The organism is Falsiporphyromonas endometrii, assembly GCF_042654485.1.
Taxonomy (GTDB): Bacteria; Bacteroidota; Bacteroidia; order Bacteroidales; family Porphyromonadaceae; genus Porphyromonas; species Porphyromonas endometrii.
In genome coordinates this window covers 1-25,053 of record NZ_JBHSGO010000034.1, presented here as the reverse complement: position 1 = coordinate 25,053, position 25,053 = coordinate 1, and the positions used below count along the sequence as shown (strand labels likewise).

Below are 25,053 nucleotides of genomic sequence, written 5' to 3'. Positions count from 1 at the left end.
AGTTGTATCGTTTGACCTTTCTATTTGTATTTATATGATTATTTGTATATCAAAGTGTATCGTTTATTAGTGTTAATCTTTTCATAATGATAGTTGTATATCTATGCAGTATCCTCTTTTTATTGCGATTTGCTTGTTTCTTAAAAAAGAATACATACCTTTGTGATGTTTTGGTGAGCGTAGCAAGTCCCCTTGTTGCGTTATAATAGGGAATCCGGTGAAAGTCCGGAACTGTCCCCTCAGCTGTAAGTTCAAAACTATATAGGTACAGCATTCTCACCGGCCACTTCCAAGATTTCGTTACTACACGAAGTCGTAGTCAAGGAGGAGGGAAGGCCGCTGTACTGAGAACAAGTCAGAAAACCTGCCAAAGCAAGCAGCTCTCAACTACTCGGGGTGTAGGGTTAAGGGAGTGATGTTATTTTAACAAGTATAAGTCTATATGCGGCGTAGTCGTCCGGAGTGTGGCTCATTTGATGTGGGCTAAATTCTTGGGAGACGAGTGTTAGATGGGTTTTCATACCCTGATGGGGTTTGATTTACCTAAATAAATGAGTGTTAATATTCATTTATTTGGGGCTGAAGAACTATGCTGTCATTGAATGTTAAATTGTTTTAGGTTTGAATTTTAGATAACTCTAATCACTTTGTAATAAACCAATAAATTCAATGCTATTATGATGACAAGTCAAGAGTACATTGAGAGTATGCGTAAGCTTAATCTACAGGTGTATTTTATGGGAGAGAAAATAGAAAATCCCGTTGATCATCCTATGATTCGTCCGTCACTTAACTCGGTGGCAATGACGTATGAGCTTGCTCAAAAGCCTGAATATCAGGAAGTAATGACTGCAATCTCTAACCTTACCGGTAAGAGAGTAAACCGTTTCTGTCATATCCATCAATCAACAGAAGACCTTAAGAATAAGGTTAAGATGCAACGCCTAATGGGTCAGAAGACAGCATCTTGTTTCCAGCGTTGTGTGGGTATGGACGCATTTAACGCTATCTATTCAACCACATTCGAAATGGATAAGGCGCTTGGTACAGAGTATCATAAGCGTTTTGTCGAATATATGAAGTTTGTTCAAGATAAGGACCTGGTTGTTGACGGAGCTATGACTGACCCTAAGGGTGACAGAGGTTTGTCTCCATCACAACAACCCGACCCGGATCTTTACCTCCATATTGTAGAAGTAAGACCTGATGGTATCGTAGTTCGCGGAGCAAAAGCACACCAGACAGGTGCTGTCAATTCTCATGAACACCTTATCATGCCTACTATTGCAATGAAAGAGGCGGACAAAGACTACGCAGTATCATTTGCTGTTCCCGGAGATGCTCCCGGTATCTTTATGATTTATGGTCGTCAGAGCTGTGATACTCGTAAAATGGAGCCTAATGCAGAGATTGACCTTGGTAATCCTGAGTTTGGCGGTCACGAAGCACTTGTTGTTTTTGACAATGTGTTTATTCCTAACGAACGCATCTTTATGTGTAAGGAATATCAATATGCCGGCATGATGGTAGAGCGTTTTGCAGGTTATCATCGTCAAAGCTATGGTGGCTGTAAAGTAGGTGTTGGTGACGTCTTGATTGGTGCAGCAGCTCTTGCAGCTGAGTACAATGGCGTTCCGAAGGCATCTCATATCAAGGATAAGATTATCGAGATGATTCATCTGAATGAGACACTTTATGCTTGTGGTATTGCTTGCTCTTCTGAAGGAACCAAGACTGAATCAGGAAACTATTTGATAGACCTTCTTCTTGCTAATGTTTGTAAACAGAATATCACCCGTTTGCCTTATGAGATTGCTCGTTTGGCTGAAGATATTGCAGGTGGTTTGATGGTTACAATGCCTTCTGAGCAAGATTTGCGCGATCCTAAACTTGGACCGGTTGTAAGAAAATACCTTAAGGGTGCATCCAACAAGGACACTGTCAATAGAATGCGTATCCTTCGCCTTATCGAGAACATAACTCTTGGTACTGCTGCAGTAGGATATCGTACAGAGTCTATGCATGGTGCCGGTTCTCCTCAGGCTCAGCGTATTATGATTTCACGTCAGGGCAATCTCGAAGCTAAGAAAGAGCTTGCTCGTGTGATTGCAAGAATTGATACATCATTAGATAAAGAATAACTTAGTACATGACAACCTCGGCACATTTTCCAACTCGAAATGAATTGCAAGCGGTTTTAGATCGCGATGTGACTCCTACTATGGCATCACACAATGGTGGCGTAAATATCAAAGAGATACGTGAGGATGGTGCCGTGGTTGTTGAGTTTGTCGGTTCGTGTCGCTTTTGCCCTGCGGCACAAGACACATTGGAAACACTTGTTGCTTCTGCCTTTGCTTCATCTTTCCCAAAATCCGATATTCGGGTTGTTTTGGACAGTGGGGTAAGCGACGAACTGATAGCTCAAGCCAAGATGATACTAAACAAAAGATCTCATCAACAATGAACACCTCTTATCAACAAAAGATTGTATCTGCTCTTGAAGCAGTAAAGCATATTCCGAATGACAGCTTCGTAGTCATGTCTCATGCCGCAGGAGTTGCACAGATCTGTTCTCAAGCATTGGCAGACAATTATAAGCAATATTCCAATGTCAAGGTCTATCATATGCTTTGTCTTGGAACGGCACCTTATTGTGCCCCCGAAATGGAAAAGCATATTAAGCATGTAGCATCTTTCGTAGGTGGCAATACGCGTCAAGCGGTGGCAGAAGGCCGTGCTGATTTTATCCCGGCCTTCTTCTATCAGATTCCCACCTTGTTTAGGAATAATCTTTTGCCCGTAGATGTTGCTATAGTGCAGGTCTCAGAGCCAAATTCAGAAGGATATTGCAGTTTTGGCCTTTCGTGTGATTACACCAAACCGGCCGCCGAATGTGCCAAGATTGTCATTGCAGAGATGAATAAGCAAATGCCTTTTGTGGGAGGCGACAATTTGATTCATGTTGATAAATTGGACTATATAGTTGAAGCTGATTATGCACTTCCCGAGATTCCTCTTCCAAAGATTGGAGATGTGGAGAAAGCCATAGGTAAGAATGTGGCGTCTCTCATTAAGGATGGTGCAACGCTTCAGTTGGGTATTGGAGCTATTCCCGATGCGGTTTTGGGCTTTTTGGGTGAAAAGAAAGATCTCGGTATCCATACAGAAATGTTTTCCGATGGGGTAATCGAGCTTGTCAAGTCGGGAGTAGTGACCGGAAAAGCCAAGGAAATACACAAAGGTAAGCTGACTGCAACCTTCCTTATGGGTTCCAAGGCATTGTATGATTTTGTTGACAACAATCCCGATGTTGAGTTGGCTCCGGTAGATTGGGTCAATGATCCTCTTACAGTGATGCAATTGGACAATATTGTGAGTATCAATAGCTGTATTGAGGTTGATCTTATGGGGCAGGTGTCAAGTGAATCTATGGGATTGAAACAATTTAGCGGAACGGGTGGACAGGTAGACTATGTCAGAGGTGCTGCGATGGCAAAAAATGGTATTAGTATTATGGCTATGCCTTCAACTGCCAAGAAGGGCACAATCTCCAGAATAGTACCGTTCCTTCAGCCGGGTAGTGCTGTGACTACATCTCGTTGTGATGTGGACTATGTCATTACAGAGTATGGTATAGCTCACTTGAGAGCCAAGACTCTTCGCGAGCGTGCCAAGGCCCTTATTGCAATTGCTCACCCGGATTTTAGAAATGATCTTTTGAATGAATTTGCCAAAAGATTTCCAAATGAATAAAGTTGTATCCATTATATGACGATGGAGAGTAAAGCTTTCCGAATGAAAAAACCACTAAACCACAATTAGAAATGCAACTATTCAAGTTAGGCTCAGTAATCCACAGTTTTGATTCCTTTGCCGACTTCGCTCAAGAGTTTAAGCTTGGCGAACGCGATTTGGTCATTACGAATGACTTTTTGTTTAAGCCTTTTATGGAAAAACTTAACCTTCCCTGCAAGTTTATTATGCAAGAGAAATATGGGTTGGGAGAGCCGAATGATGAGATGATGAATGCCATCCTTCGTGACACGAAAGGTACAGAATTTGACCGTGTTATTGCGGTAGGAGGAGGTACAGTAATTGATATTTCCAAACTGTTCGTCCTCAAGGGGCTTGGTGACAATGTATTGCCGGCTTTTGACCACGAAATTCCACTAATCAAAGAGAAGAAACTTGTGATCATCCCGACTACCTCAGGTACTGGTAGCGAAGTGACCAATATCTCTATAGCTGAAATTAAGAGCCGTCATACCAAGATGGGGCTTGCAGATGATGCTATCCTTGCAGATGATGCTGTGATTATTCCTGAATTTCTTAGGGGACTGCCTTTCAGATTTTGGGCTGCAAGTTCGATTGATGCATTGATCCACGCTGTTGAATCTTATGTTTCTCCAAAGGCTAATATGTACACCCGCATGTGCAGTTGCACTGCGATGGACACAATCTTGGATGTGTTTAAGGGTGTTGCCACCTATGGTGAAGAATACCGATATGAGAGACTTGGAGATATGCTGATGGCTGCTAATATTGCGGGTATTGCATTTGGTAATGCCGGTGTTGGAGCAGTGCATGCCCTATCTTATCCTCTTGGAGGCAATTATCATGTGCCTCATGGAGAGTCTAACTATCAATTCTTTACAACTGTGTTTAAGGCATATCTTGCAAAGAAGCCCCAAGGGTCTATACAAGAAGTCAATAAGCGTATTGCCAATGCTTTGCAGTGTACAGAAGATAATGTTTATGAATGTCTTGATGCACTTCTTGGCAAGCTTATTCAGAAGAAACCTCTTCGTGAATATGGCATGAAAGAGGAGGAGGTGAGAGGCTTCGCCGAAAGTGTCATGGTGACTCAGCAAAGACTACTAAAGAACAATTATGTCGATCTTACAGTTGATGAGATCGAAGCAATATATCGTTCGCTTTACTGATTCTATTATGAAGTTGTCAAATACTGACAGAAAAAACCAAAACTAAAAACCTCAAATTGATTTGAAAAGACTCGATGCTTTGACCCGTGTCTGCCACTTATAGGTAGACACGGTCAGGCAGAAAGCAAACTAAACTCTAACCAACATCATTGTTATAACTAACTAAAAATCAAATAGAACAACATTATGGAAATCAGTGAAATGATTGCAAAAGCCCGCGAGGCTCAATTGCTTTACCAAGCACGTTTTGATCAACAAGCAGCAGATTTGGTATGCCGTGCTGCAGCGAAAGCTATCTTCGATAACGCAGAAATGCTGGCCCGTGAAGCTGTAGATGAAACAGAGATGGGTGTATATGAAGACAAAGTGGCTAAGTGTAAAGGCAAATCAAAAGGTGTTTGGTACAACCTAAGAGACAAAAAGTCTATGGGCGTTCTCGATATTGACGAGCGTACAGGACTTATCAAAATAGCAAAACCTATCGGCGTGGTTGCTGGTATAACGCCAATGACAAATCCAGTCGTTACACCAATGAGCAAGATTATCTTTTCCTTGAAAACACGTAACGCGATAATCATCGCTCCACACCCAAAGTCAAAGCGTTGTTCAGCCCACGCCGTTGATCTAATCCTTGACGCTATCAAGGAATTTAAGGTACCGGAAGGAATGGTTCAGATCATTCGCGAGCCGAGTATCGAAAAGACACAACAACTGATGGCTCAAGCTGATGTTGTTGTAGCTACCGGTGGTATGAATATGGTTCACTCTGCTTACTCTTCCGGTAAGCCTTCATTTGGAGTTGGTGCAGGTAATGTGCAAGTCATCTTGGACCGTTACATCGACTTCAATGAAGCTGCCGACAAGATTATTACAGGTCGTGCATTTGACAATGGTATCATTTGCTCGGGTGAACAATCATTTATTTTCCACAAAGATGACCGTGAAGCTGTAGCTAAAGCTTTTAGAGATAATGGTGCCTACATCGTTACTCCGGAAGAAAAGCAAAAGCTTATCGCAGCGATCTTTGCCGATGGTCATACAGCACGCGATGTTGTAGGAAGAAGTGTATTTGAGATTGCTAAGAAAGCAGGTTTCGAAATACCTAAGAATACAAGAATTATTGTAGCAGAAGGTGTTGGTATCGGAGCTGACGATCCTATTTCAAAGGAAAAGATGTGTCCGGTAATGGGAGCTTTCGCTTACTCCAATTTTGAGGAGGCTCTTCACATTGCAAAGACAAACCTTGCATACGAAGGAAGTGGTCATACAGCTGCTATTCACTCCAATAATCAAGCAAATATTATCAAGGCTGGACAAGAAATCAATGTCAGCCGTCTTGTAGTAAATGCTGTATCTGCAACTACAGCCGGTGGAGCTATCCAGAATGGTCTTGCAGTTACCAATACTCTTGGATGTGGATCTTGGGGTAATAACTCAATTTCTGAGAACTTTACTTACAAGCACCTTTTGAATATAACAAGAATTGCTCCTCTTTCTGCTCGCATTGAAGTGCCTTCAGATGAGGAAATTTGGAAATACTAATGTGATAAGATAAGGTTCAATCCTAAACTGATGATGTCAGGGGGTCGAAGTAGGGATTTACTTTGACCCCTTCAGTGTGGATATAGAGCTTATCTATCATTGTATAGACATATAGAATGTAATTTGGTCTTTTGCATATCAATTTGCTACTTTTATGGAGTAAATAAAGATTGTATGTAATTGACAACCTAATAAAAACTCGTATTTATAATGACAAAGAATGTAGAAGTTAAGAGCTTGCCTTCAGTGGTGGTTCGCTTTTGCGGAGACTCGGGCGATGGTATGCAGCTTACAGGTACCATTTTCTCAGATCTCTCTGCTGTCTTAGGGAATACAATTTCAACTTTCCCTGATTATCCTGCTGAGATTCGTGCTCCACAAGGAAGTTTGAGTGGCGTATCCGGGTTCCAGGTGCAGATAGGTACTGAGCCTGTAATCACTCCGGGCGACCAAGCAGACGTGCTTGTAGCAATGAATGCCGCAGCTCTAAAAGTTAATCGAAACAATGTAAAACGCCAATCTGTCATTATCGTTGATAGTGACTCATTTCAGAAGAAAGACTTAGACAAAGCCGAGTATAAGACAGACGATCCTTTTAAGGAGATTGGTCTTGTAACTCAAGAGATTATTTCAGCACCTATCTCATCCATGGTCAAAGAAGGATTGGTTGAGTTTGGTCTTGACAATAAGTCTGCTCTTCGTTGTAAGAATATGTTTGCTCTTGGTTTGGTTTGTTGGCTGTTTAATAGGCCTATGGACCATGCTTTTGAGTATATCAATAATAAGTTTAAGAAGAAAGACACCATTCGCCAGGCTAATATCAAGGCTTTGACAGATGGTTATAACTATGGTGAGAATACTCACTCTTCTGCTACTACTTATCATATCGAATCAAAGCAACAGCCTGCAGGTAGATATCTTGATATTAATGGAAATAAGGCAACCTCTTATGGCTTGATCGCAGCATCAGAAAGAGCTAATCTTCCTTTATTCTTGGGATCTTATCCTATTACTCCGGCTACTGATATTCTTCATGAGCTGGCTAAGCATAAGAACTTGGGAGTTAAGACTGTGCAGGCTGAGGATGAAATTGCCGGTATCTGTACAGCTATTGGAGCTTCATTTGCAGGAAATCTTGCAGTTACTTCAACTTCCGGTCCCGGTGTGGCTCTCAAGAGTGAGGCTTTGGGTTTGGCTGTAATGGCTGAACTTCCTTTGGTTGTGGTAGACGTTCAGAGAGGTGGTCCATCTACCGGTCTTCCTACCAAGAGTGAGCAGACAGACTTGTTACAAGTTTTGTATGGACGCAATGGCGAATCTCCCGTGCCGGTAGTGGCTGCAACTACTCCGGGCGAATGTTTCAATGCTGCGTATTGGGCTGCTAAGCTTGCTGTTGAGCATATGACACCTGTTGTTTTATTGACAGATGCTTTTGTTGCAAATGGTTCTACTGCATGGAGAATACCGGAATTGGACAAACTGCCTGCTATTACGTCTAACTATGTCTCTAATTATAAGGGTGACAAGGAGTGGAAGCCATTTATGCGTGATGAGAAGTCTTTTGTAAGATATTGGGCTATTCCCGGTACAGAAGGTTATCAGCACATCCTTGGAGGTCTTGAGAAAGACAGCGAGACCGGCGTTATCTCTACTAAGCCGGACAATCACCAGCTTATGGTTACCAACCGTCAGGCAAAGGTGGACTACATTGCTAATTGTATTCCTGATCTTGAGCTGGAGGGAGACGAAGATGCTGATCTTCTAATTGTCGGCTGGGGTGGTACATATGCCCATCTTCATGCTGCAATGGATGAGATGCGAGAGTCCGGCAAGAAGGTTGCTTTGGCACACTTTACCTTTATCAATCCTCTTCCAAAGAATGCCAAGGATATTCTTAAGAGATTTAAGAAGGTTGTTGTTGCTGAGCAAAACCTTGGTCAGTTTGCTATGTACCTTCGCTCTAAGGTGCCCGGATTTAATCCATATCAATTCAATAGAGTGAAGGGACAGCCATTTAAGGTTAAACGCCTTGTAGAAGAATTCACAGATATCATCAACCATTAAGCCATGGAGGAGAAGACAAATATGTTTGAAGCAAAGAATTTTAGAAATGATTCATTAGCTCGTTGGTGCCCGGGTTGTGGTGACCACGCAGTATTGGCAACTTTGGTCAAAGCTATGGCTGAGGTTGGGGTTGCACCTCATAAGACAGCTGTGATTTCGGGTATTGGTTGTTCATCACGTTTGCCATACTATATGAATACTTATGGATTTCATACAGTACATGGTCGTGGTGCTGCTGTCGCTACAGGAGTCAAGACCGCCAATCCGGATTTGAGTGTTTGGCTTGCTACCGGTGATGGCGATAGTTTGGCTATTGGTGGTAACCACTTTATCCATGCGCTTCGTCGTAATATCGATTTGAATATTGTTCTTTTTAATAATCGCATCTATGGTTTGACTAAGGGACAGTATTCACCTACATCTGCTCGTGGTTTTGTATCTAAAAGTTCACCTTATGGTACTGTGGAAGATCCGTTTGTACCGGCAGAGCTTGCTATGGGGGCTCGAGGCAATTTCTTTGCTCGTGCCATTGATGTAGATATGAAGAATCTCCAAGCTTGTATGGTAGCTTCAGCAAGGCACAAGGGGGCTGCTGTTACTGAAGTTTTGGTTAATTGTGTGATCTTCAACAATGGTATTCACAAAAATATTACAGACAAAGAGGTTCGTGATGAGAAAACTATTCTTCTTAAGCACGGCGAAAAGATGATTTTCGGTAAAGATCATAATAAGGGTCTTGTCCTGGACGGTTGGAAAATCAAGGTCGTGACTATCGGAGAAGATGGTTATACGATGGATGATATTTTGGTGCACGATGCACATGAAAAGTCGGATATCCTTCACACTATGCTTGCTATGATGGATGGTGAAGAACTTCCATTGGCACTTGGTGTAATCAGAGATGTAGATAGCCCTACATATGATTGGGCTGTAGCTCAGCAGATTGAAGATGTAAAGGCTCAAAAGCCTGCTCGTACGCTTCAAGACCTTTTGGATAAGGAACCTTATTGGGAAGTGAAGTAAAGTCAATCTATATAGAATGAGACTACAGATCTGATGTGTCGCACAATCATAGCTTTTTTATATAAGTAGTCTCATTAAGGTCAAAGAGCATTTGACCAAAAAACCATCAAGGGCTGTGTCATTAGTTTGACATGGCCCTTTTTGCATTATTATCCTAAAAAAAGAGCCACTTCAAAGAGATTTAGTCTCATTCGAAGTGGCTCTTATGTCTATATTGACTTCTATTCTGTAATGCTATTCGTATTGTTTGCCATGATTGAGCCCGGCATCGGCAACAAAATGTTTGATTCGCTGCTCTTCATCTTTCTTGCAAACCAAAAGAACATTGTCACATTCGGCTACAATAAAGTCTTCCATTCCTTGAAGGACAACGAGCTTTTCGGGGTCATCTACGGAGACCAGGTTGCCTTTTGATTCATAAAACATAGCTTTGCTTTTTAGCGTGACATTGCCATGTTTGTCTTGTTCACCCAAATCATAAAGCGATCCCCATGTTCCAAGATCTGCCCATCCAAAATCTACCGGCATGGTTAGTACATTGGATGCTTTCTCCATAACACCGTAGTCAATAGATATATTGGGGCAAAGCGGGAAGTTTTCTTCTACATATGCTCTCTCATTTTTAGTCCCGAATACAGGATTATTTAAGATAGATGTAACTTCAGAAAGATGCTCTTCAAATGCTTTTGTTATGGTTTTCACATTCCATACAAACATTCCACTGTTCCATAAGAACTCGCCGGATTTGAAGAAGATCTCAGCCATCTCCGGTCCCGGCTTTTCTGTGAATGTCTTCACTTGCATAAGATCATCATTGATTTTATTGGCTGTCTGAATATATCCGTAGCCAGTCTCGGGTCTTGAGGGTTTAATACCCAATGTCAGTAGATTGGGCATCTTCTCTGCATACTCAAGAGCTTTTGATACAGCAGCGATAAAATCTTCCTCTTTGAGGATCAAATGATCACTGGGTGCAACTACGATATTGGCATTTGGATTGATTGCACGAATATGATACATGGCATAAGCTATGCATGGAGCTGTGTTTCTTCTGCAAGGCTCTGCCAATATACAAGAGGCCGGCATTTCCGGAAGTTGATCCTGTACCTGTTGTACATAGTCGGCATTTGTAACGATGAAAATATTTTCTGTCGGTATGAAACGTGCAAATCGATCGAATGTCATTTGAAGAAGGGAGCGACCGGTTCCGAAAAAGTCAAGAAATTGTTTGGGCTTTTGTTCTCTGCTAAACGGCCAAAATCGGCTTCCGATGCCGCCACCCATAATAACGCAATAATTATTCTTGTTCGTCATATTGTATTATAATGCCAAACTTATGCCAAACGAACTAAAATCCTATTCTATTGACATAACTTATTATTATTTAATAGTTTCAAGAGAATTGGTTCTCTTTCTCCTCTCAAAGGTAATCTTTTTTGATGAGTTTGCATAAGAAGATTGTGCTTCTATCTTCAATATAGTCCGAAATAGTCTATTTTTTGAAGTGCTTTCCTTCTGTTTAGTTTCCTTTATCCCAAATATGTCGACAAAAAGAAAAGTATTGATGCGATTATTTAATCTGATTTTCCCTCCCAATGCTTTAAAGATATTTTTGTCTATTTATGATGGGGCATACAAAACAGTCATTGATTTGACAATATTTCGAATATAGCAAGATTAGACCTTGGCTCTCCAATGCGTTTTGTGCAGTAAGGACTGATTCAAAGTATCTTGTAATTTTATTGCATTCTGCTTTTGTCTCTTTTAGGAGGTTGATAGCTTTTGTTGTATATAATGGTTCTTTGATGTAGTTGCCATAAGCTATTAGTGTAGGGCAAACTACATTGCAAATACAATGATTGATCGCATTGGTTGTGAGTGATCTGTTTTTTACCTTTTTTCTCTTATGACCAAAACGATAATGCTCCTGCCAATAGGTGGATATTTGGGGTGTAGCAAATAATAACCTTATGTCTCTAATGCCTTTTGCATGGATGATATCTGAGAAGATAAATTCTTTTTTAGTCAAAAGAGCAGCCAGTTGGGCTAATTTAATAGTTGGAAATGCAGCGGGCCTAATCCGATGAAATCGCACACATCCATCGGCGAGTTCCGAAAGGTGGTATTTCTGTTTGAGAAAGTTATAATCTTTTTGGAGTTCTGTGGCATACCGATCTTCTCTTTTATTGAGCAATCCGGCAGTACCTATCAGTAGGGCCTCTACCATCTTTGGCCGACCTCTTTCCTTTCGAATAAAAGCATAGGGTATTTGTTTGGCTATTTGTTCGAATGCATCATTGTTGACACTGCCTCCAAAGTGCCTTGATAGCAGAATATACACAGCCTCGTTCCAATCGTAATTAGTTGCTTGTAGAAGTATATTTAGACGCTGGGCTTTACTCTTCATTCGTTTTTTACCAAGCTCCTTAACAGTGTCAGATATTTTATCTTGATCTTTCAGGTTGATCAATTCTTTGCATAGTGGGGTGGCAGTCAGTTTGTTTATCTTTTCTCCGATATGAATGTGCCCGTTGTCTAAATCCATCTTTGCTGTTAATATAGGAGTCGAATCTTTGCCTGGAATTATTTCACAATCATCTTCAATCACGATATGCAGAATGACATTGTTGTACGATGCATCCATATGATGATTGTGTTGTACCCAGTCAGAGCCTCTGATGTGTATCTCTACATTTCCAACTAAGATGAAGTCACCATATCGAATCTTGGCATTAAAGAAGTCCGGCCCTCCATCGTGGTTATGTTCGCCTTTGTGGATGATTTGTACCTCTTCACCTTTGTAATCTCCATTGGTATATTTAAGAGAGTGGTACAAACCATGTTTGTAAGCAAAATGTATCTTCTCTTCCATTGTCTTATCCCTTATATATGACTGTGCATCTCATCCTTTTTGCAAAGTCACCAAATCTGCTTGTAAATTTGAGAGAATGATTCTTTGTACAATATCCTCTATATATAATAACATGTAGGATAGTCAGAAAAATCGTCAAAGACAAACATCATAATCAAATGGGTATAGTTGATATAGATCTTAGTTGTTGGATTGGTAATATTAAATTAGAAAATGTCAGATGACAGATAACGTTTTTTGTCAAAACTGCTGTAAGATTACTCCCAAATAACATCGAATTAAATCTGAAATTCATCTTGGATATTTGATCTTGAAGCGAAATATAGAGTGCTATTTTGCTTACTTTATGCCGCTAAAACGATAAATAATGTAAATTTATTGAGCCGTTTTATTTGCCTAAGAACAGCCCTTTTTGACAAAAAATGAGGCTCATTCTGAACAAAGCTAAAGCACAATAGGACGAAATTGTCCTATCTTAATGTTAATATATGTATAGGTCGCTTTTTACGGACTATTTGACGGCTTAAAAACCCACTTCAGGCTACTTTTTTTGGAAGGTCGCGCGACTTGCAATCCATTCTCGCGCTACCTTGAAGGTAAACTCGCGCGAGGTTGCACCTGAAGTAGCGCGACTTCGCATGTCAAGGTCGCGCGACAACGGATCGAAAGTCGCGCGAGAATAGATTGCTTCTCGCGCGAGCTTATTTGTTAAAATAGCACATAAAAAAGCCCGTTTCGTACTAATAAAACGGGCAAAATGTGTATAGGGTCAGATTCCCCTAACCCCTAAATGTATGAATATCGGTATAAATAAGAGTTGTTTGAGCCCCTTTGAGAGCATCAAAAGTGGTAACAATATTTAATAAATAAAAGCTTCTCGCTAAGAGCTTCACAGCCCATATGAAAAGACTATTCGAGAGTTTGTTTTTGATCTTTGCAGGAACGCCAATTCGTCCGTAACCAATGGGACATACTTCTGCCTCTCGAAGAAGTGATCCTCCAAGCTGAACTATAATCCAAAGTATGGTCAAGAGTATGAGTATTCCCATGGCTTTTATTTAATTACAAAACTAAGATACTAATAATCAATGATGTTGTCAATTTTTAATTTACAAAGGGGCATGAGTCGCTATGTCACCACGTAGCAATTAAGTTTAGTTGATATTGATTAGTTGCATCTTTTGTTGAGAGAATACATTTAAAAAATAATTGATATATAATTGTAAGAAAACTATATTTGCGTCATCAAATTACTCTTAATTTGTTGGTAAGAATTATAAAATCGGAAGCTTGTTGTTAGATGTTGTGCAATGTTTTTGCATTCCATAAATGCAATAGCTTACAGATACCGAATTGTAAATCGTATTAAAAAGACTATGCGTAAAATATTTTTGTCGTTGTTTTATGTAATCATAGCTACTTTAGCCATGTTTGCAGGTAATGTTAAGATTACAGGGCGAGTTCTTTATGCAAAAGATTCCACAAATGTATTTGGTGCGACTGTAAAATTATTGAACGAACATCATACTATTCTTGGAGGAACCACAACGGATGTAGAAGGCAACTTTATATTGGCAAGTGATATAAAAGATGCTGTTAATATTGAGATATCTTTTATTGGTTTTTTGACGGTTTCAATACAGGTAAATGGAGGCAGTGGGCTTGTTTCGTTGGGTGATATTTATTTGATAGAGGATGTCAAAACTCTTGGAGAGGTAACTGTTTCCGGCTCACTTCAGAAGGTCAATCGTCATTTGTTGTTTCCCAATAAGACTCAAATCAAGGCAAGTCAGGATATCATTACTCTTCTAAATAATCTTTCGCTAAGCGGATTGTCTGTGGATTTGATCAATAAAGCTGCTTCCATACATGGGAAACCTATTCGATGGATGATTAATGGGGTTCCACATTCTTTGCAAGAAGTGAAGAATATAAAGCCTGAATCTATTTTGCGAATTGATTATTCCGAAACTCCCTCCATGAGAGAATTGGATCGTGGATATGGTGGTTCTATTAATATTATTCTCAAAGATAAGACAGATGGAGGGTCTGTGGCTACTCATCTTCAGAGTGCCCTTTGGGTAGGATTTGTAAATGCCAGTGCCAGTGTTGATTACCATAAAAGTAGGTCTGAATTTACGGTCGATTACAATTCGAGCTATCGAAACTATCCAAGATGGAACAAGGAAGTACAGCAAAAATATGTTGGAGATGATTTTGAAATTGTTCGTGACGAAATGCCTGAAGATAGTCCATTTAAATCTATTGAGCATAATGTCAATCTTACGTATGTCTATCAGTCAAGCAATAAAAGGCTGTACAGTGCTACATGGCGCAATACTTTTGGGTTGCAAAATACAGATGTGCGGAATAAGATTGTCGAGGTTGGCAAAAATTTATTCCATAGGGAAACCAAAAGCAAATTTCGTGATTATACTCCTGCTATTGACTTGTTTATGAAAAACGAGTTTGAGAATGGGGGTAGCCTGGAAGCCAATATTGTAGGAACAATTTCTTCAGGTAAGAGCGATCGTGATTTGATTGACAAAGGGAATGAGGCAGAGAATAGATCTTACTCTAATCCGGCAAAAACTCACTATCATTCAATCATAGGAGAATTGGTCTATGGGAAGTCAATTCACAGAAAAGCTTATTTAAGTCTGGGATTGCAGGATAAGTATGCATATGGATCTAATAAATATCTTTCGCCGAAGTACTTTTTGGACGAACTGACACAGAACAATTTATATCTGTATGGTCAGTTGTCCGGAAGCTTAACTTCGACGCTTCAATATAGTCTTGGAACGGGTGCTAAGGTATTCTATATCAATGATAATAGTGATAGTAAATCTTATTTTAAGAATCAAAGCAGCCTCGGAATTTATTATTCACCTACCAGTAGTTTTATGCTCTCATTCAATGGCTTTTTTGTCCCTAATTTACCTTCACTTAGTCAATTGTCATCTGTTGTACAACAGTTTGATGATTTGAGTGTATATACCGGAAACAAAGATTTAAAGCCAAGCTATTCATTCACAAATTTTCTCTATGCCGGTTACCGTAGAGGACAATTTAATTCCAACTTAACTCTACGGTTTGATTATACGACTGATCCTATTTTTACGGAAATATCGTATCAACCGTCGAAGGGATACTTCTTGTTTCAATCTTCCAACGGTCATTATAATAGACAATATGGGGCTGAGTGGAAAGTTACCTATCAGGATATATTCAACTTCCTATCACTGTTTGGTACAATCGGATTTAACAGATATGAGAGCAATGTTGGGGATAATCCTCTTCATCTTAATAACTTATATTGGGATGTGTCATCTCAGATGGTTTATAAAGATTTTGTATTCTCAATGTTTTATGCAAAGTCACAAAAGAGCCTTTATAATGAAATCGAATCCTATGAAGGGGATCGTTGTGGTTTGACTTTGATGTGGAATAAGGGGAATTGGGCTGTATATACACAGATGATATATGTAGGCCTTAAAGATGGTGATAGCTATTTTACAACCAACCATTCTAAAGTAAATCCATACACTACAACAGTAAAAATACCGGAAAATGGAAATATGCTGACTTTGGGTCTTGTGTGGAATATGGACTTTGGGAAGCAAAAGAATAAGATAAATAGAAGTCTCAGGAATAGTGATAGCAATGAAAGTGTATTGACGCTGAAAGAGTAATTGAGACGAGGCTGTCTTGGTTATGATATTTCATGGATAAAGCAAAGGCTGCGGGTAATAAAGATTATAACTTTTTATGCCGCAGCCTTTGTGCTGTATAGTCTTTTGACGGTCTATTATCTTGTAGGAGCGACTATGATCCTTACATATTTTGATTTGGTTCGGGCTTTGAGCCAAGTTTCAATCTTCTGTCTTTCAGCATTCCTAATCCGGTTGGATTCTACAATAATGGTAAGGACAGAGTCTTTGCCACTAATATATCCGGCAGATGGAGCAATGATTGTCTTTTTGACGGTAGGAAAGAGCACATTGACTTCGTTGTTTACTTGTCCTTCCATGGCTTCATAGCTGCTGTATGAACCGAGGAGGTTTTTGAGAGAGTCGATATCTTCTTGCTGTCGTTTGATGATCTGTTCGCTATTTTCATACATGTCTTTGAGAAGAACATTCTTTAACTCTTTGACATCAGTGCCTTCTCCAAAACCCTGTTTAATATTGAGCTGTACATCCTTTACGCCACTTGCTGTCATTGAGGATTGTAATTTTGAAATGGCTTTCTCACTCATCTTTGGCCCCAATAAAATAACATCAAGGCTGTATTTACCTTGTCCAAGTTTGTTAAACTTACTGTCTATCATTTGTGTATCAGCTATCTGATTGAAGTACTCCGTTACGTATTTGATTGCTGCATCCTTGGTATAAGAGTCCCTAATCATGGTGTAGCTCAAATAAATGCTCGGGATGATGGTACTCACTACAATAGTGATAACAATACGTTGTACCCGCTTTTCTCTTGCTTTGTCAACAAATATTTTTGTGGGGAAGTGAAGTATACGGGTAAAAATAAAGGTGGCAAGAGCTATAAAAACTGAATTGATAATGTACAAATAAAAAGCTCCGAAAAAGAAGCTAAATTGTCCGGTTGCCAGACCATATCCCGCAGTACATAGCGGAGGCATAAGAGCTGTAGCGATAGCTACACCCGGGATGACTTGACCTTTGCTTTTGCTACTTGCCGCAACAATGCCTGCAGCTCCGCCAAAGAATGCAATCAGGACATCATAGATGGTCGGTTGTGTGCGGGCCAAAAGCTCGCTTTGAGCTTGAGTGATAGGGGATATTAAAAAATAAATAGTGGCAGTAAGGACACTAAAAATAGTGGTCAACATCAGATTTCTAAAAGACCTTCTAATTAGTTGGAAGTCGCTAATCCCAAGCCCAAGTCCAAAACCTATAATAGGACCCATCAAGGGAGATATCAGCATGGCTCCGATGATGACTGCAGTCGAATTGACGTTGAGACCCAAAGAGGCAATGAAGATGGCAAAAATAAGAATATAGAGTTTGGCTCCTCTAAAATCGACATCTGCTTTGATTGATTCGATGGTGTTGTAATCATTCTCTTTGTCCATCTTCATATCAATCAGCTTCATGATGCTGTCTTTTAGTGAGAACGAATGTTTGGCTGTTTCATCTGATTTATCTTCAGATGATTTTTGAGATTCTTTCGACTGGTCAGACAAATGCGGAGAAACAATCTCCTCTTTTGTCTTATGTTCGTTGTTGAGGGTCGTTTTTTTGTCTTCCATATTCAAATTAAAAGAATTTAATGCCGTTATTAATGTCTAATATTCTGTTAGATTTATTTCGTGACAAATCGAAGAAAATAATCAACTTGTATTAAGCTACAGTTGAAGCAAGTCATGAGCTATTTGCAATTCATATAGTTTAGAATTAATTAATATTCCAATAAATTCAATACATCTTCCAATTGTTTTGCAAAGATACCTATTTAATAGTGATGCGTGCGTACGAGGAGAGATTCAAAAAATACAAAACAGATCTCAAGCAGTGCCGGGTTATGAAACTTGCTCAATAATCATTACCTTTACGATAATCAATTTGAAGTCTTAAGAGTGTTTGACTATCAAATACTTGTATGCTGTCAATCATTTATAATCGGAAATATTGTAAAGAGTATTTTATCTGCAAATTCATGAAAGGTATTGTTGGAATAAAGTCTTTTTATACCTTTGTGAGGATATTTGCTCATAAGGTAAATTACAACATCGTACCAGTGAGGCGGTAGTAGCTCAGTTGGTAGAGCATCAGCTTCCCAAGCTGAGGGTCACGAGTTCGAGTCTCGCCTACCGCTCAATGGGCAGTATACATTTTGAGACATACCGGTCTCGGTTTCATTCTATTCAATTCTCAATATCTCTTACTCGCATTGCATATCTGTGTCGTGAATAGTCATTGCAGCGAGAGACTTCAAATTCAGTTATTATTATGTGGGAAAACTTTTTATCAGACCTAACTCATTTTAGCATCAAAGATGTATTTAGTGCATTCATGATTTTGTTTGTGGCAATTGACGTCATAGGTGCTATTCCGATTGTACTAAGTTTGAAGGCACAAAATAAGCCGATTAATCCATCAAAAACATCTATCTATAGTGGTATTATGTTGGTGGCTTTCTTATTTATCGGTGAGCCTATGCTCTCTTTCTTTGGTGTGGATATATCTTCATTTGGCGTAGCGGGGGCTGTAGTGCTTTTTGTCCTTGCCGTGGAGATGATATTTGGTGTACAGGTCTTCAAAGATGATGGCCCATCCGGTAGTAGCACGATTGTACCTTTGGTTTTTCCTCTTTTTGCCGGGGCTGCCTCTTTTACAACGATGTTGGCATTGCGATCTGATGGGTATGCACTTACCAATGTGTTGGCAGCACTTCTCTTAAATATTGTGGCCATCTTTTTGATGTTGAGATTTGTGGATCGAATCGAAAAAGTATTGGGAGAAGGTGGAGTGTATATCTTACGTAAATTTTTCGGAGTACTTCTCTTGGCTATCTCTGTGAAATTCTTTGCCGGTAATCTGATGAGGATTATTGAAAGTGGCAAAAGTCCCAACTTGCCGGAAATGCAAGTGCAGGCAGTTGCTCCGGTGATGGATTCTATTACTATGAAGAATTTGGATAGTCTAAAGAAGATCAATCCGGATAGTATCATTATGAATGTTAAATTAAAAGTGCCGACAGCTGTTCATGATTCGATCGGGAAAGCTAAGGCAAATTAAAAAAGAATCAAACTCAACAATTTATGCAGAAATATACGATCCTAGAACTTAATGCCAAGACAGAATCAGAGCTTGGCGCTATAGCAAAAGAACTGGGTATTGATGTTACTTCCGGCGAGTCTAAGCAAAATTTGGTATATTCTATCTTAGATCAGCAAGCAATTGCGATAGCAGGTGTACAGGCTGATAAGATGAAGGCAAAAGAGCAGCGTAGACAAGCTCGAAAGCAACAAAATAAAGATCAGAATAGAGAGCAACAAAAAAATAAATCTCAAAAGAAAACCCCTGATAGCAAGAAGGAGACTGACAATAATGGTCAGAAAAAACAATCTAACCCCTCCGGTGGAGAGCGCAACAAAAATGGGCAGAAGAAACAGCAGCCAAGATCTGAGGAGGCAAATAATTCTAAGAAACAACAAAGTCCCAAGCCTCAACAGAAACGAGAGGTTATTCCTCAAAAAGGAAAACAGGATGGAGGGGTAGATAATAAATCAAATCAAGGCTCTCAGGACAAGTCAAATGCTCATCCTGAACCCGAGCCCCAATCCAATAATAAAACAGAAAACGATAAAGAAGGCATGATTGATAAAGAAAAACTATCAAATTTGGCGCAGAAAGTCCGAGGAACCGGCAAGACTGCAGAAGAGATAGAGCTTGCCCTTCCAAAACGTAGACGTGGTCGTCCTACCAAGGAAGAGGCAGCAGAAAGAGAACTTGTATTGGCAACATTGACCAAAGCTGCATCTTCTGTTCCGCAAGGCGATCTTGATAAAAAAAATGAACCAATGGTTGAAAAAGAACATGATGAGAAATTTGTTCATCCTGCACTTAGGGATGAGACAGATGACAAACTTTACGGACGTCCGATAGTAGAAGTGAATACACCCGTCGAACAAGAGGTAAAAGAGGAAGAAAAGAAAATTGCTCCGGTAGGGGTTAATGCGATTTTGGATCTTGATGAAGAACTGGTAGAATCGGTTGCAAAGGATGTTAAACTACCCAATCAACCAGCCGTAGTTTCTGACAAGAAAAAAGATATTGAAGCTCAGAATCAACCGAGCAATACATCTAATAAGAACAAGTTTTATCATTCAGACGATTCTAATCAGAATAGTCAAAAAACTAAACCTCAAGCAGAACCTTTGGCTCCTGTAAAGGCTGTGTCTCCACAAGAAGTGGTAGCTGAGGAGAAGTCATCAAAAGATAAACCTAAACTTACACAGTTGGTATTTAAGCATAAGGAGGATCAAACGACTGTTTTGGATCAGATGCTTATGTCGACTCCCGAGCAACCTGTGGCACCTCAACAAGATAAGCCTGTTGCTCCAAAGAAGAATGATTCGGCAGCGTCTTCTCCGGCAAAGCTTAAGCTGGTCGCACCTGTTGCTCCTGTGGCACCCGAATATAAAGATGAGCCTTTGTATAACTTCGACGGCATTTTGACTTGCAATGGTTGTTTGGAAGTGATGCCTGATGGATATGGTTTCCTTCGTTCGTCGGATTATAATTATTTCTCTTCTCCGGACGATGTTTATGTCTCACAGATGCAGATTAAGTCTGTTGGTCTTAAAACCGGGGATGTGGTAGAAGGTACTATTCGTCCGCCCAAAGAGGGGGAAAAGTATTTCCCATTGGTAGAGATTACAAGTGTCAATGGTCGTAATCCTTTAGAGATAAGAGACCGTATTCCTTTTGATCATCTTACACCGCTCTTCCCGGATGAGAAATTTAAACTTGAATGTCCGGAGGTTGCATCTGTCAATGACAAAACGTCAGTCAGAGTAGTCGATTTGTTTGCTCCTATCGGTAAAGGTCAGCGTGGTCTGATTGTTGCACAGCCAAAAACCGGTAAGACTATGTTGCTTAAGGATATTGCAAATGCAATTTCTGCTAACCATCCCGAGGTTTACATGATGATCCTACTCATTGATGAAAGACCGGAGGAAGTGACAGATATGGCCAGAAATGTCAATGCAGAAGTCATTGCTTCTACTTTTGATGAGCCGGCAGAAAAGCATGTCAAAGTGGCAGATATTGTTTTGAATAAAGCAAAACGCCTTGTAGAATGCGGACATGATGTGGTGATTCTTCTTGACTCAATTACACGTCTTGCTCGTGCATACAACACCGTACAGCCGGCTTCAGGGAAGGTGCTCTCAGGTGGTGTTGATGCGAATGCTCTTCAAAGACCAAAAAGGTTCTTTGGTGCTGCTCGAAATATTGAACATGGCGGAAGTTTGACTATCTTAGCAACAGCTCTTACAGACACAGGGTCCAAGATGGACGATGTGATCTTTGAAGAGTTTAAGGGTACAGGTAATATGGAGTTGCAGCTTGACCGTAGATTGTCCAACAAGCGTATCTTCCCGGCCGTGGATATCGTTGCCAGCAGTACGCGTCGTGATGATCTTCTTTTGGATCAGGTCGCTCTCAATAGAATCTGGATTCTTCGTAAATATTTGGCAGATATGAATCCGATTGAGGCTATGGAGTTTGTAAGACAAAAGATCAAAGGAACCTATTCCAATCTTGAGTTCTTGGCTTCTATGTCAGATCGATAACTTTAGTTAGAAAAAATTATGATGCAATTTAATGAAGGAATGAATGAGTATAGTGGTCAGTCACAAAATGTGGTGACCTCTACAACCACCTCTTCGCTTATGCGTTCGGTGTTTATTTGGATGACATTGGCGTTGGGTATTACCGGCTTTACTTCATATCTTATGATGGAGAAGGGGTATGCAATGACTTTACTCCAGTCCGGTCCGATGTTGTTTTTTGGTCTTTTGATTGCTGAGCTAATAATGGTTTTTGTCCTTTCTGCTCGCATAATGAAGATGTCCTTCAGTACGGCTACTATTTGTTTTGCAGCCTATTCTATCCTCAATGGGGTGACTCTCAGTCCATTGTTGATGATGTATACTAAGACATCTCTTACTACTACATTCTTTATTACTGCCGGTACTTTCTTGGCAATGGCTGTTATTGGCTATACTACTAAACGAGATTTGACTAAGATGGGAAGTTACCTGTTTATGGGGCTGATAGGTCTTATCATTGCAAGTGTTGTCAATATCTTCCTCGGTAATTCGATGTTTGATCTCATCATTTCAGTCATTGGTGTATTGATTTTTACGGGTCTTACTGTGTATGAAGTGAATAGAATCAAGGCAATGCTTTCTATGGCTGTAGAGGGCGACGAGACTTTCAAGAAGATTGCCCTTCTTGGTTCATTAAGTCTTTATCTTGACTTTATAAATCTCTTCCTATATATATTGAGATTCTTTGGTAATAGAGACTAAATCATTCATTTAATTAATAAAAACAGGCTGCAAAGGTAAATTCCTTTGTAGCCTGTTTTTGTTTATAGTGTTCCTTACTTCGCTTTGTACCTTTGTTGAGACATTGCACATAGGAATGCCAAATATGCTCGTGAATACTTCTGTCCGATAAAAGTTTTGGCAGCCCGGCAAACTTGGATTTCATATGAACAGCTCTCACGATTGCTCTCTAACCAAACGGTATTACCTATTTTGAGGCATTAGCCTGTAAATCATGCTTAGTTTTATCAGACAACCAACCCTTCAATACATTCAATACATTCAAAAAAAGAAAAACCATCCATTTAGGAAACCCCTTTGTCCCATAAGGCATTCTCTCGGATCAAATGCTGATTTATGACTCAATCTTGCTGGTGTTTTTGTCGGACAGCCGACTTTATAGTCCAAAAGGGTTTATCTTTCAAAATTGAAACGCTCATTCGCACAAATAAGGTGTTTGGGAGACTCCAATATGCCCTTATTTAGTTTAATCGGCAATAGTTCGTAAAACTATGAGAATGGCATTGTAGTGCAAGATTCTCTTGTTAGAGTTTAAATCATTGTTTCTAAAGATATCCGAGTAATTTCAATTGACTTTTATTCGTCGAAGCCCTCCTCTTCAAGTAGAATCTTTTTCAACTTTTGTACTCCGGATGTTGCTTTCTCTTGAATAAGTTGGAAGTCATATCTTGATGTTGATACCGGTTTGGGATCAATGACATATACCGGAGTTTTGCGAGGAACATATCCCAGCAAGCCTGCGGCCGGGTAGACCACAAGTGAACTTCCTATCACTACAAATATATCTGCTTGCTGTGTCTCTTCTATTGCCGGCTCAATCATTGGTACAGCTTCACCAAACCAGACTATAAAAGGTCTGAGTTGACCACCATCGGGTGCTTTGTCTCCAACATGCAGATCCGGATGATTTGGATCAATGTCATACAATATCTGATCGGTCTTTGTTGATCGATTTTTAGCTATCTCACCATGAAGATGGATGACCTTATTGCTTCCGGCTTTTTCGTGTAAGTTGTCTATATTTTGAGTTATAATGGTTATGTCGAAGTATTTCTCAAGGTCTGCAAGCACTTTGTGACCTTCATTGGGTTGACAATCTTTGTATTTCTTTCTGAGCATATTGTAGAAGTCTAACACAGTCTTGGGGTCTCTCTCAAAACCTTCAATACTTGCCACATCTTCGACCGGGTAGTTTTCCCACAAGCCATTTGCATCTCTAAAGGTTGATATTCCACTTTCTGCACTCATACCTGCACCGGTGAGCACAACTAATTTTTTCTTCTTAATACTCATTTCAATTGTTATTTAATATGTTTCATAAAGGTAATAAATAAGGAATACTCTTAAAAACAGATCTAAAGGCCGTATGATCCATTATAACGCCATAAAACTGTTGGGATAGAAGTATTACCTATTCCTCTTTGTTAGAAACAACGATCAGCTCAAAAAGTTCTAAAGTCGTTTAGATCATTTGGTTTCCATTACAATGTTCTAACGACAAATTCGGGTTAACGCAATCTTCTTTCTTAAAAGCTGGTTTGGGTAGTCTTGGTTAAGTGATTTATTTCACCAATTCAAAATATTGCTGTTGTATAATGTTACCTTTATCACCGAAATCTCCAAATAGAACAAATTATACATGTCAAGATGTGGAAAAAGGCAGCATTGGTGTTGATTAGAAAAGAAAGATCCAATCGGACGATTAGCCCCCATATCTTTACATCAAAAACCGGATAGTTCGTTAGGGCATTTTCAAGACCCTGTATTTAGCAACGAAAGTATAAGATGTATGGACATGATGACAAAACAAAAAAAGACTATGAAGTATATCGGCATTGACATCAGTAAACGAAGAATTTTAACCCATAAAAATACTGTGGCGGTATGCCCGAGCGGCAGGAGGCGCAAAGTCTCCTAAGAGCTCTTGCACCATTTTATTGTGATATTTTTTAACTCGGTGATTATAGTTCGTCTGATTGACCAAAAAATGTCGGTAGAACATCGAAGTATCACATACATTCAACTCTCCAAAGCCATCTGGGTCTTATAACATCACACCAAAATGGTGGGGAAAATTTAGTAGGCGATAATCATTTTCTAAGATTATAAAACGATGATATATAATCTATCAGTGCTGTCCGATAAAAGTTAGAAAAGACCTATTGAAGATGCTCAATCGCCGAATACATGCGGTTGAGCATTTCATTTTTTAAAGATAAGCCCCCCCTAATCAAAAAGTGAGGGTATTGGAGGAGCATCTGCCCGAGCTTTTAGGAGTATTTCCCAGTCTTTTTCGGGATGATTGAACAAACTATAGAAGTCTACGTAATACATCAGGGTTATTCTTACCATGGTTGCCAATCCGGAAAAGCTCCAAGAGCGGGTAAGTCTTTTCTTCATGATTGTCAAGAGAAGATTGGCAATGAGCGTTACCCAAATTTGTATTTTGATGGCATTGGCATTCTCCCCATAGAAATATTTAAGCGGAAAGT

Annotated in this window: 15 protein-coding genes, 1 tRNA gene, 2 pseudogenes and 1 riboswitch; of the genes and pseudogenes, 12 read left to right on the top strand and 6 right to left on the bottom strand. The window is 39.8% G+C overall.

Translation table 11 applies throughout. The features are described from left to right. Positions 1 to 155: 155 nt before the first annotated feature. Positions 156 to 386, top strand: a riboswitch (cobalamin riboswitch). 291 nt (positions 387 to 677) lie between these two features. The 7 genes from ACFO3G_RS01730 to ACFO3G_RS01700 all read left to right on the top strand — a co-directional run bounded on the left by ACFO3G_RS01730 (position 678) and on the right by ACFO3G_RS01700 (position 9,575). Beyond that, the gene (locus ACFO3G_RS01730) at positions 678 to 2,141 is read left to right on the top strand and encodes a 4-hydroxyphenylacetate 3-hydroxylase family protein (protein ID WP_380077377.1); all 1,464 of its coding nucleotides are present in this window, start codon (positions 678 to 680) and stop codon (positions 2,139 to 2,141) included. Between the two features lie 8 nt (positions 2,142 to 2,149). Next, positions 2,150 to 2,467: a NifU family protein gene (locus tag ACFO3G_RS01725; protein WP_380077375.1), complete on the top strand. Its 318-nt coding sequence runs from the start codon at positions 2,150 to 2,152 to the stop codon at positions 2,465 to 2,467. Further along, a complete protein-coding gene (locus ACFO3G_RS01720; protein ID WP_380077373.1) occupies positions 2,464 to 3,756 on the top strand; it encodes an acetyl-CoA hydrolase/transferase family protein in 1,293 nt (430 codons plus the stop codon). The genes ACFO3G_RS01725 and ACFO3G_RS01720 overlap by 4 nt, the downstream gene beginning before the upstream one ends. Before the next feature lie 71 nt (positions 3,757 to 3,827). Further along, entirely contained in the window at positions 3,828 to 4,946 is a 1,119-nt protein-coding gene (locus ACFO3G_RS01715; protein WP_380077371.1) for a 4-hydroxybutyrate dehydrogenase, read from the top strand. 186 nt (positions 4,947 to 5,132) lie between these two features. Beyond that, positions 5,133 to 6,488 (top strand): aldehyde dehydrogenase family protein, encoded by a 1,356-nt coding sequence (locus ACFO3G_RS01710; protein ID WP_380077369.1) that lies wholly within the window; start codon positions 5,133 to 5,135, stop codon positions 6,486 to 6,488. 210 nt (positions 6,489 to 6,698) lie between these two features. Then, positions 6,699 to 8,552, top strand: a complete 1,854-nt coding sequence (locus tag ACFO3G_RS01705) for a 2-oxoacid:acceptor oxidoreductase subunit alpha (RefSeq protein ID WP_380077367.1) — start codon at positions 6,699 to 6,701, stop codon at positions 8,550 to 8,552. Between the two features lie 21 nt (positions 8,553 to 8,573). Further along, a complete protein-coding gene (locus ACFO3G_RS01700) occupies positions 8,574 to 9,575 on the top strand; it encodes a 2-oxoacid:ferredoxin oxidoreductase subunit beta (protein WP_380077409.1) in 1,002 nt (333 codons plus the stop codon). 234 nt (positions 9,576 to 9,809) lie between these two features. On the opposite strand, the gene ACFO3G_RS01695 is transcribed toward ACFO3G_RS01700, so the two are convergent. From ACFO3G_RS01695 to ACFO3G_RS01685, 3 genes are all read right to left on the bottom strand, one after another. Next, on the bottom strand, positions 9,810 to 10,889 hold the full coding sequence (locus tag ACFO3G_RS01695) for a mannose-1-phosphate guanylyltransferase (protein WP_380077365.1): 1,080 nt from the start codon (positions 10,887 to 10,889) through the stop codon (positions 9,810 to 9,812). Between the two features lie 286 nt (positions 10,890 to 11,175). Beyond that, on the bottom strand, positions 11,176 to 12,447 hold the full coding sequence (locus tag ACFO3G_RS01690; protein ID WP_380077363.1) for a DUF2851 family protein: 1,272 nt from the start codon (positions 12,445 to 12,447) through the stop codon (positions 11,176 to 11,178). 779 nt (positions 12,448 to 13,226) lie between these two features. Then, on the bottom strand, positions 13,227 to 13,496 hold the full coding sequence (locus tag ACFO3G_RS01685; protein WP_380077361.1) for a hypothetical protein: 270 nt from the start codon (positions 13,494 to 13,496) through the stop codon (positions 13,227 to 13,229). A gap of 327 nt (positions 13,497 to 13,823) precedes the next feature. Between ACFO3G_RS01685 and ACFO3G_RS01680 the strand changes: the two genes are divergently transcribed. Beyond that, entirely contained in the window at positions 13,824 to 16,142 is a 2,319-nt protein-coding gene (locus tag ACFO3G_RS01680) for an outer membrane beta-barrel protein (RefSeq protein ID WP_380077359.1), read from the top strand. 116 nt (positions 16,143 to 16,258) lie between these two features. On the opposite strand, the gene ACFO3G_RS01675 is transcribed toward ACFO3G_RS01680, so the two are convergent. Beyond that, positions 16,259 to 17,575: a DUF389 domain-containing protein gene (locus tag ACFO3G_RS01675; RefSeq protein ID WP_380077407.1), complete on the bottom strand. Its 1,317-nt coding sequence runs from the start codon at positions 17,573 to 17,575 to the stop codon at positions 16,259 to 16,261. A gap of 649 nt (positions 17,576 to 18,224) precedes the next feature. On the opposite strand from ACFO3G_RS01675, the gene ACFO3G_RS01670 reads away from it, so the two are divergent. The 4 genes and pseudogenes from ACFO3G_RS01670 (at position 18,225) to ACFO3G_RS01655 (ending at position 22,522) form a co-directional block, all read left to right on the top strand. After that, positions 18,225 to 18,297 (top strand) — tRNA-Gly (locus ACFO3G_RS01670). Positions 18,298 to 18,431: 134 nt separating this feature from the next. After that, positions 18,432 to 19,040, top strand: a pseudogene (locus tag ACFO3G_RS01665) (MarC family protein); the annotation flags it as partial. A gap of 203 nt (positions 19,041 to 19,243) precedes the next feature. Further along, complete coding sequence (gene rho / locus ACFO3G_RS01660) at positions 19,244 to 21,781, top strand: transcription termination factor Rho (protein ID WP_380077357.1); 2,538 nt, start codon at positions 19,244 to 19,246, stop codon at positions 21,779 to 21,781. Between the two features lie 21 nt (positions 21,782 to 21,802). After that, on the top strand, positions 21,803 to 22,522 hold the full coding sequence (locus ACFO3G_RS01655) for a Bax inhibitor-1/YccA family protein (RefSeq protein WP_380077405.1): 720 nt from the start codon (positions 21,803 to 21,805) through the stop codon (positions 22,520 to 22,522). Between the two features lie 615 nt (positions 22,523 to 23,137). Here ACFO3G_RS01655 and ACFO3G_RS01650 read toward each other — a convergent pair. Beyond that, entirely contained in the window at positions 23,138 to 23,848 is a 711-nt protein-coding gene (locus ACFO3G_RS01650; protein ID WP_380077403.1) for an SIR2 family NAD-dependent protein deacylase, read from the bottom strand. Between the two features lie 939 nt (positions 23,849 to 24,787). After that, positions 24,788 to 25,053: pseudogene (locus ACFO3G_RS01645) on the bottom strand (IS4 family transposase); the annotation flags it as partial.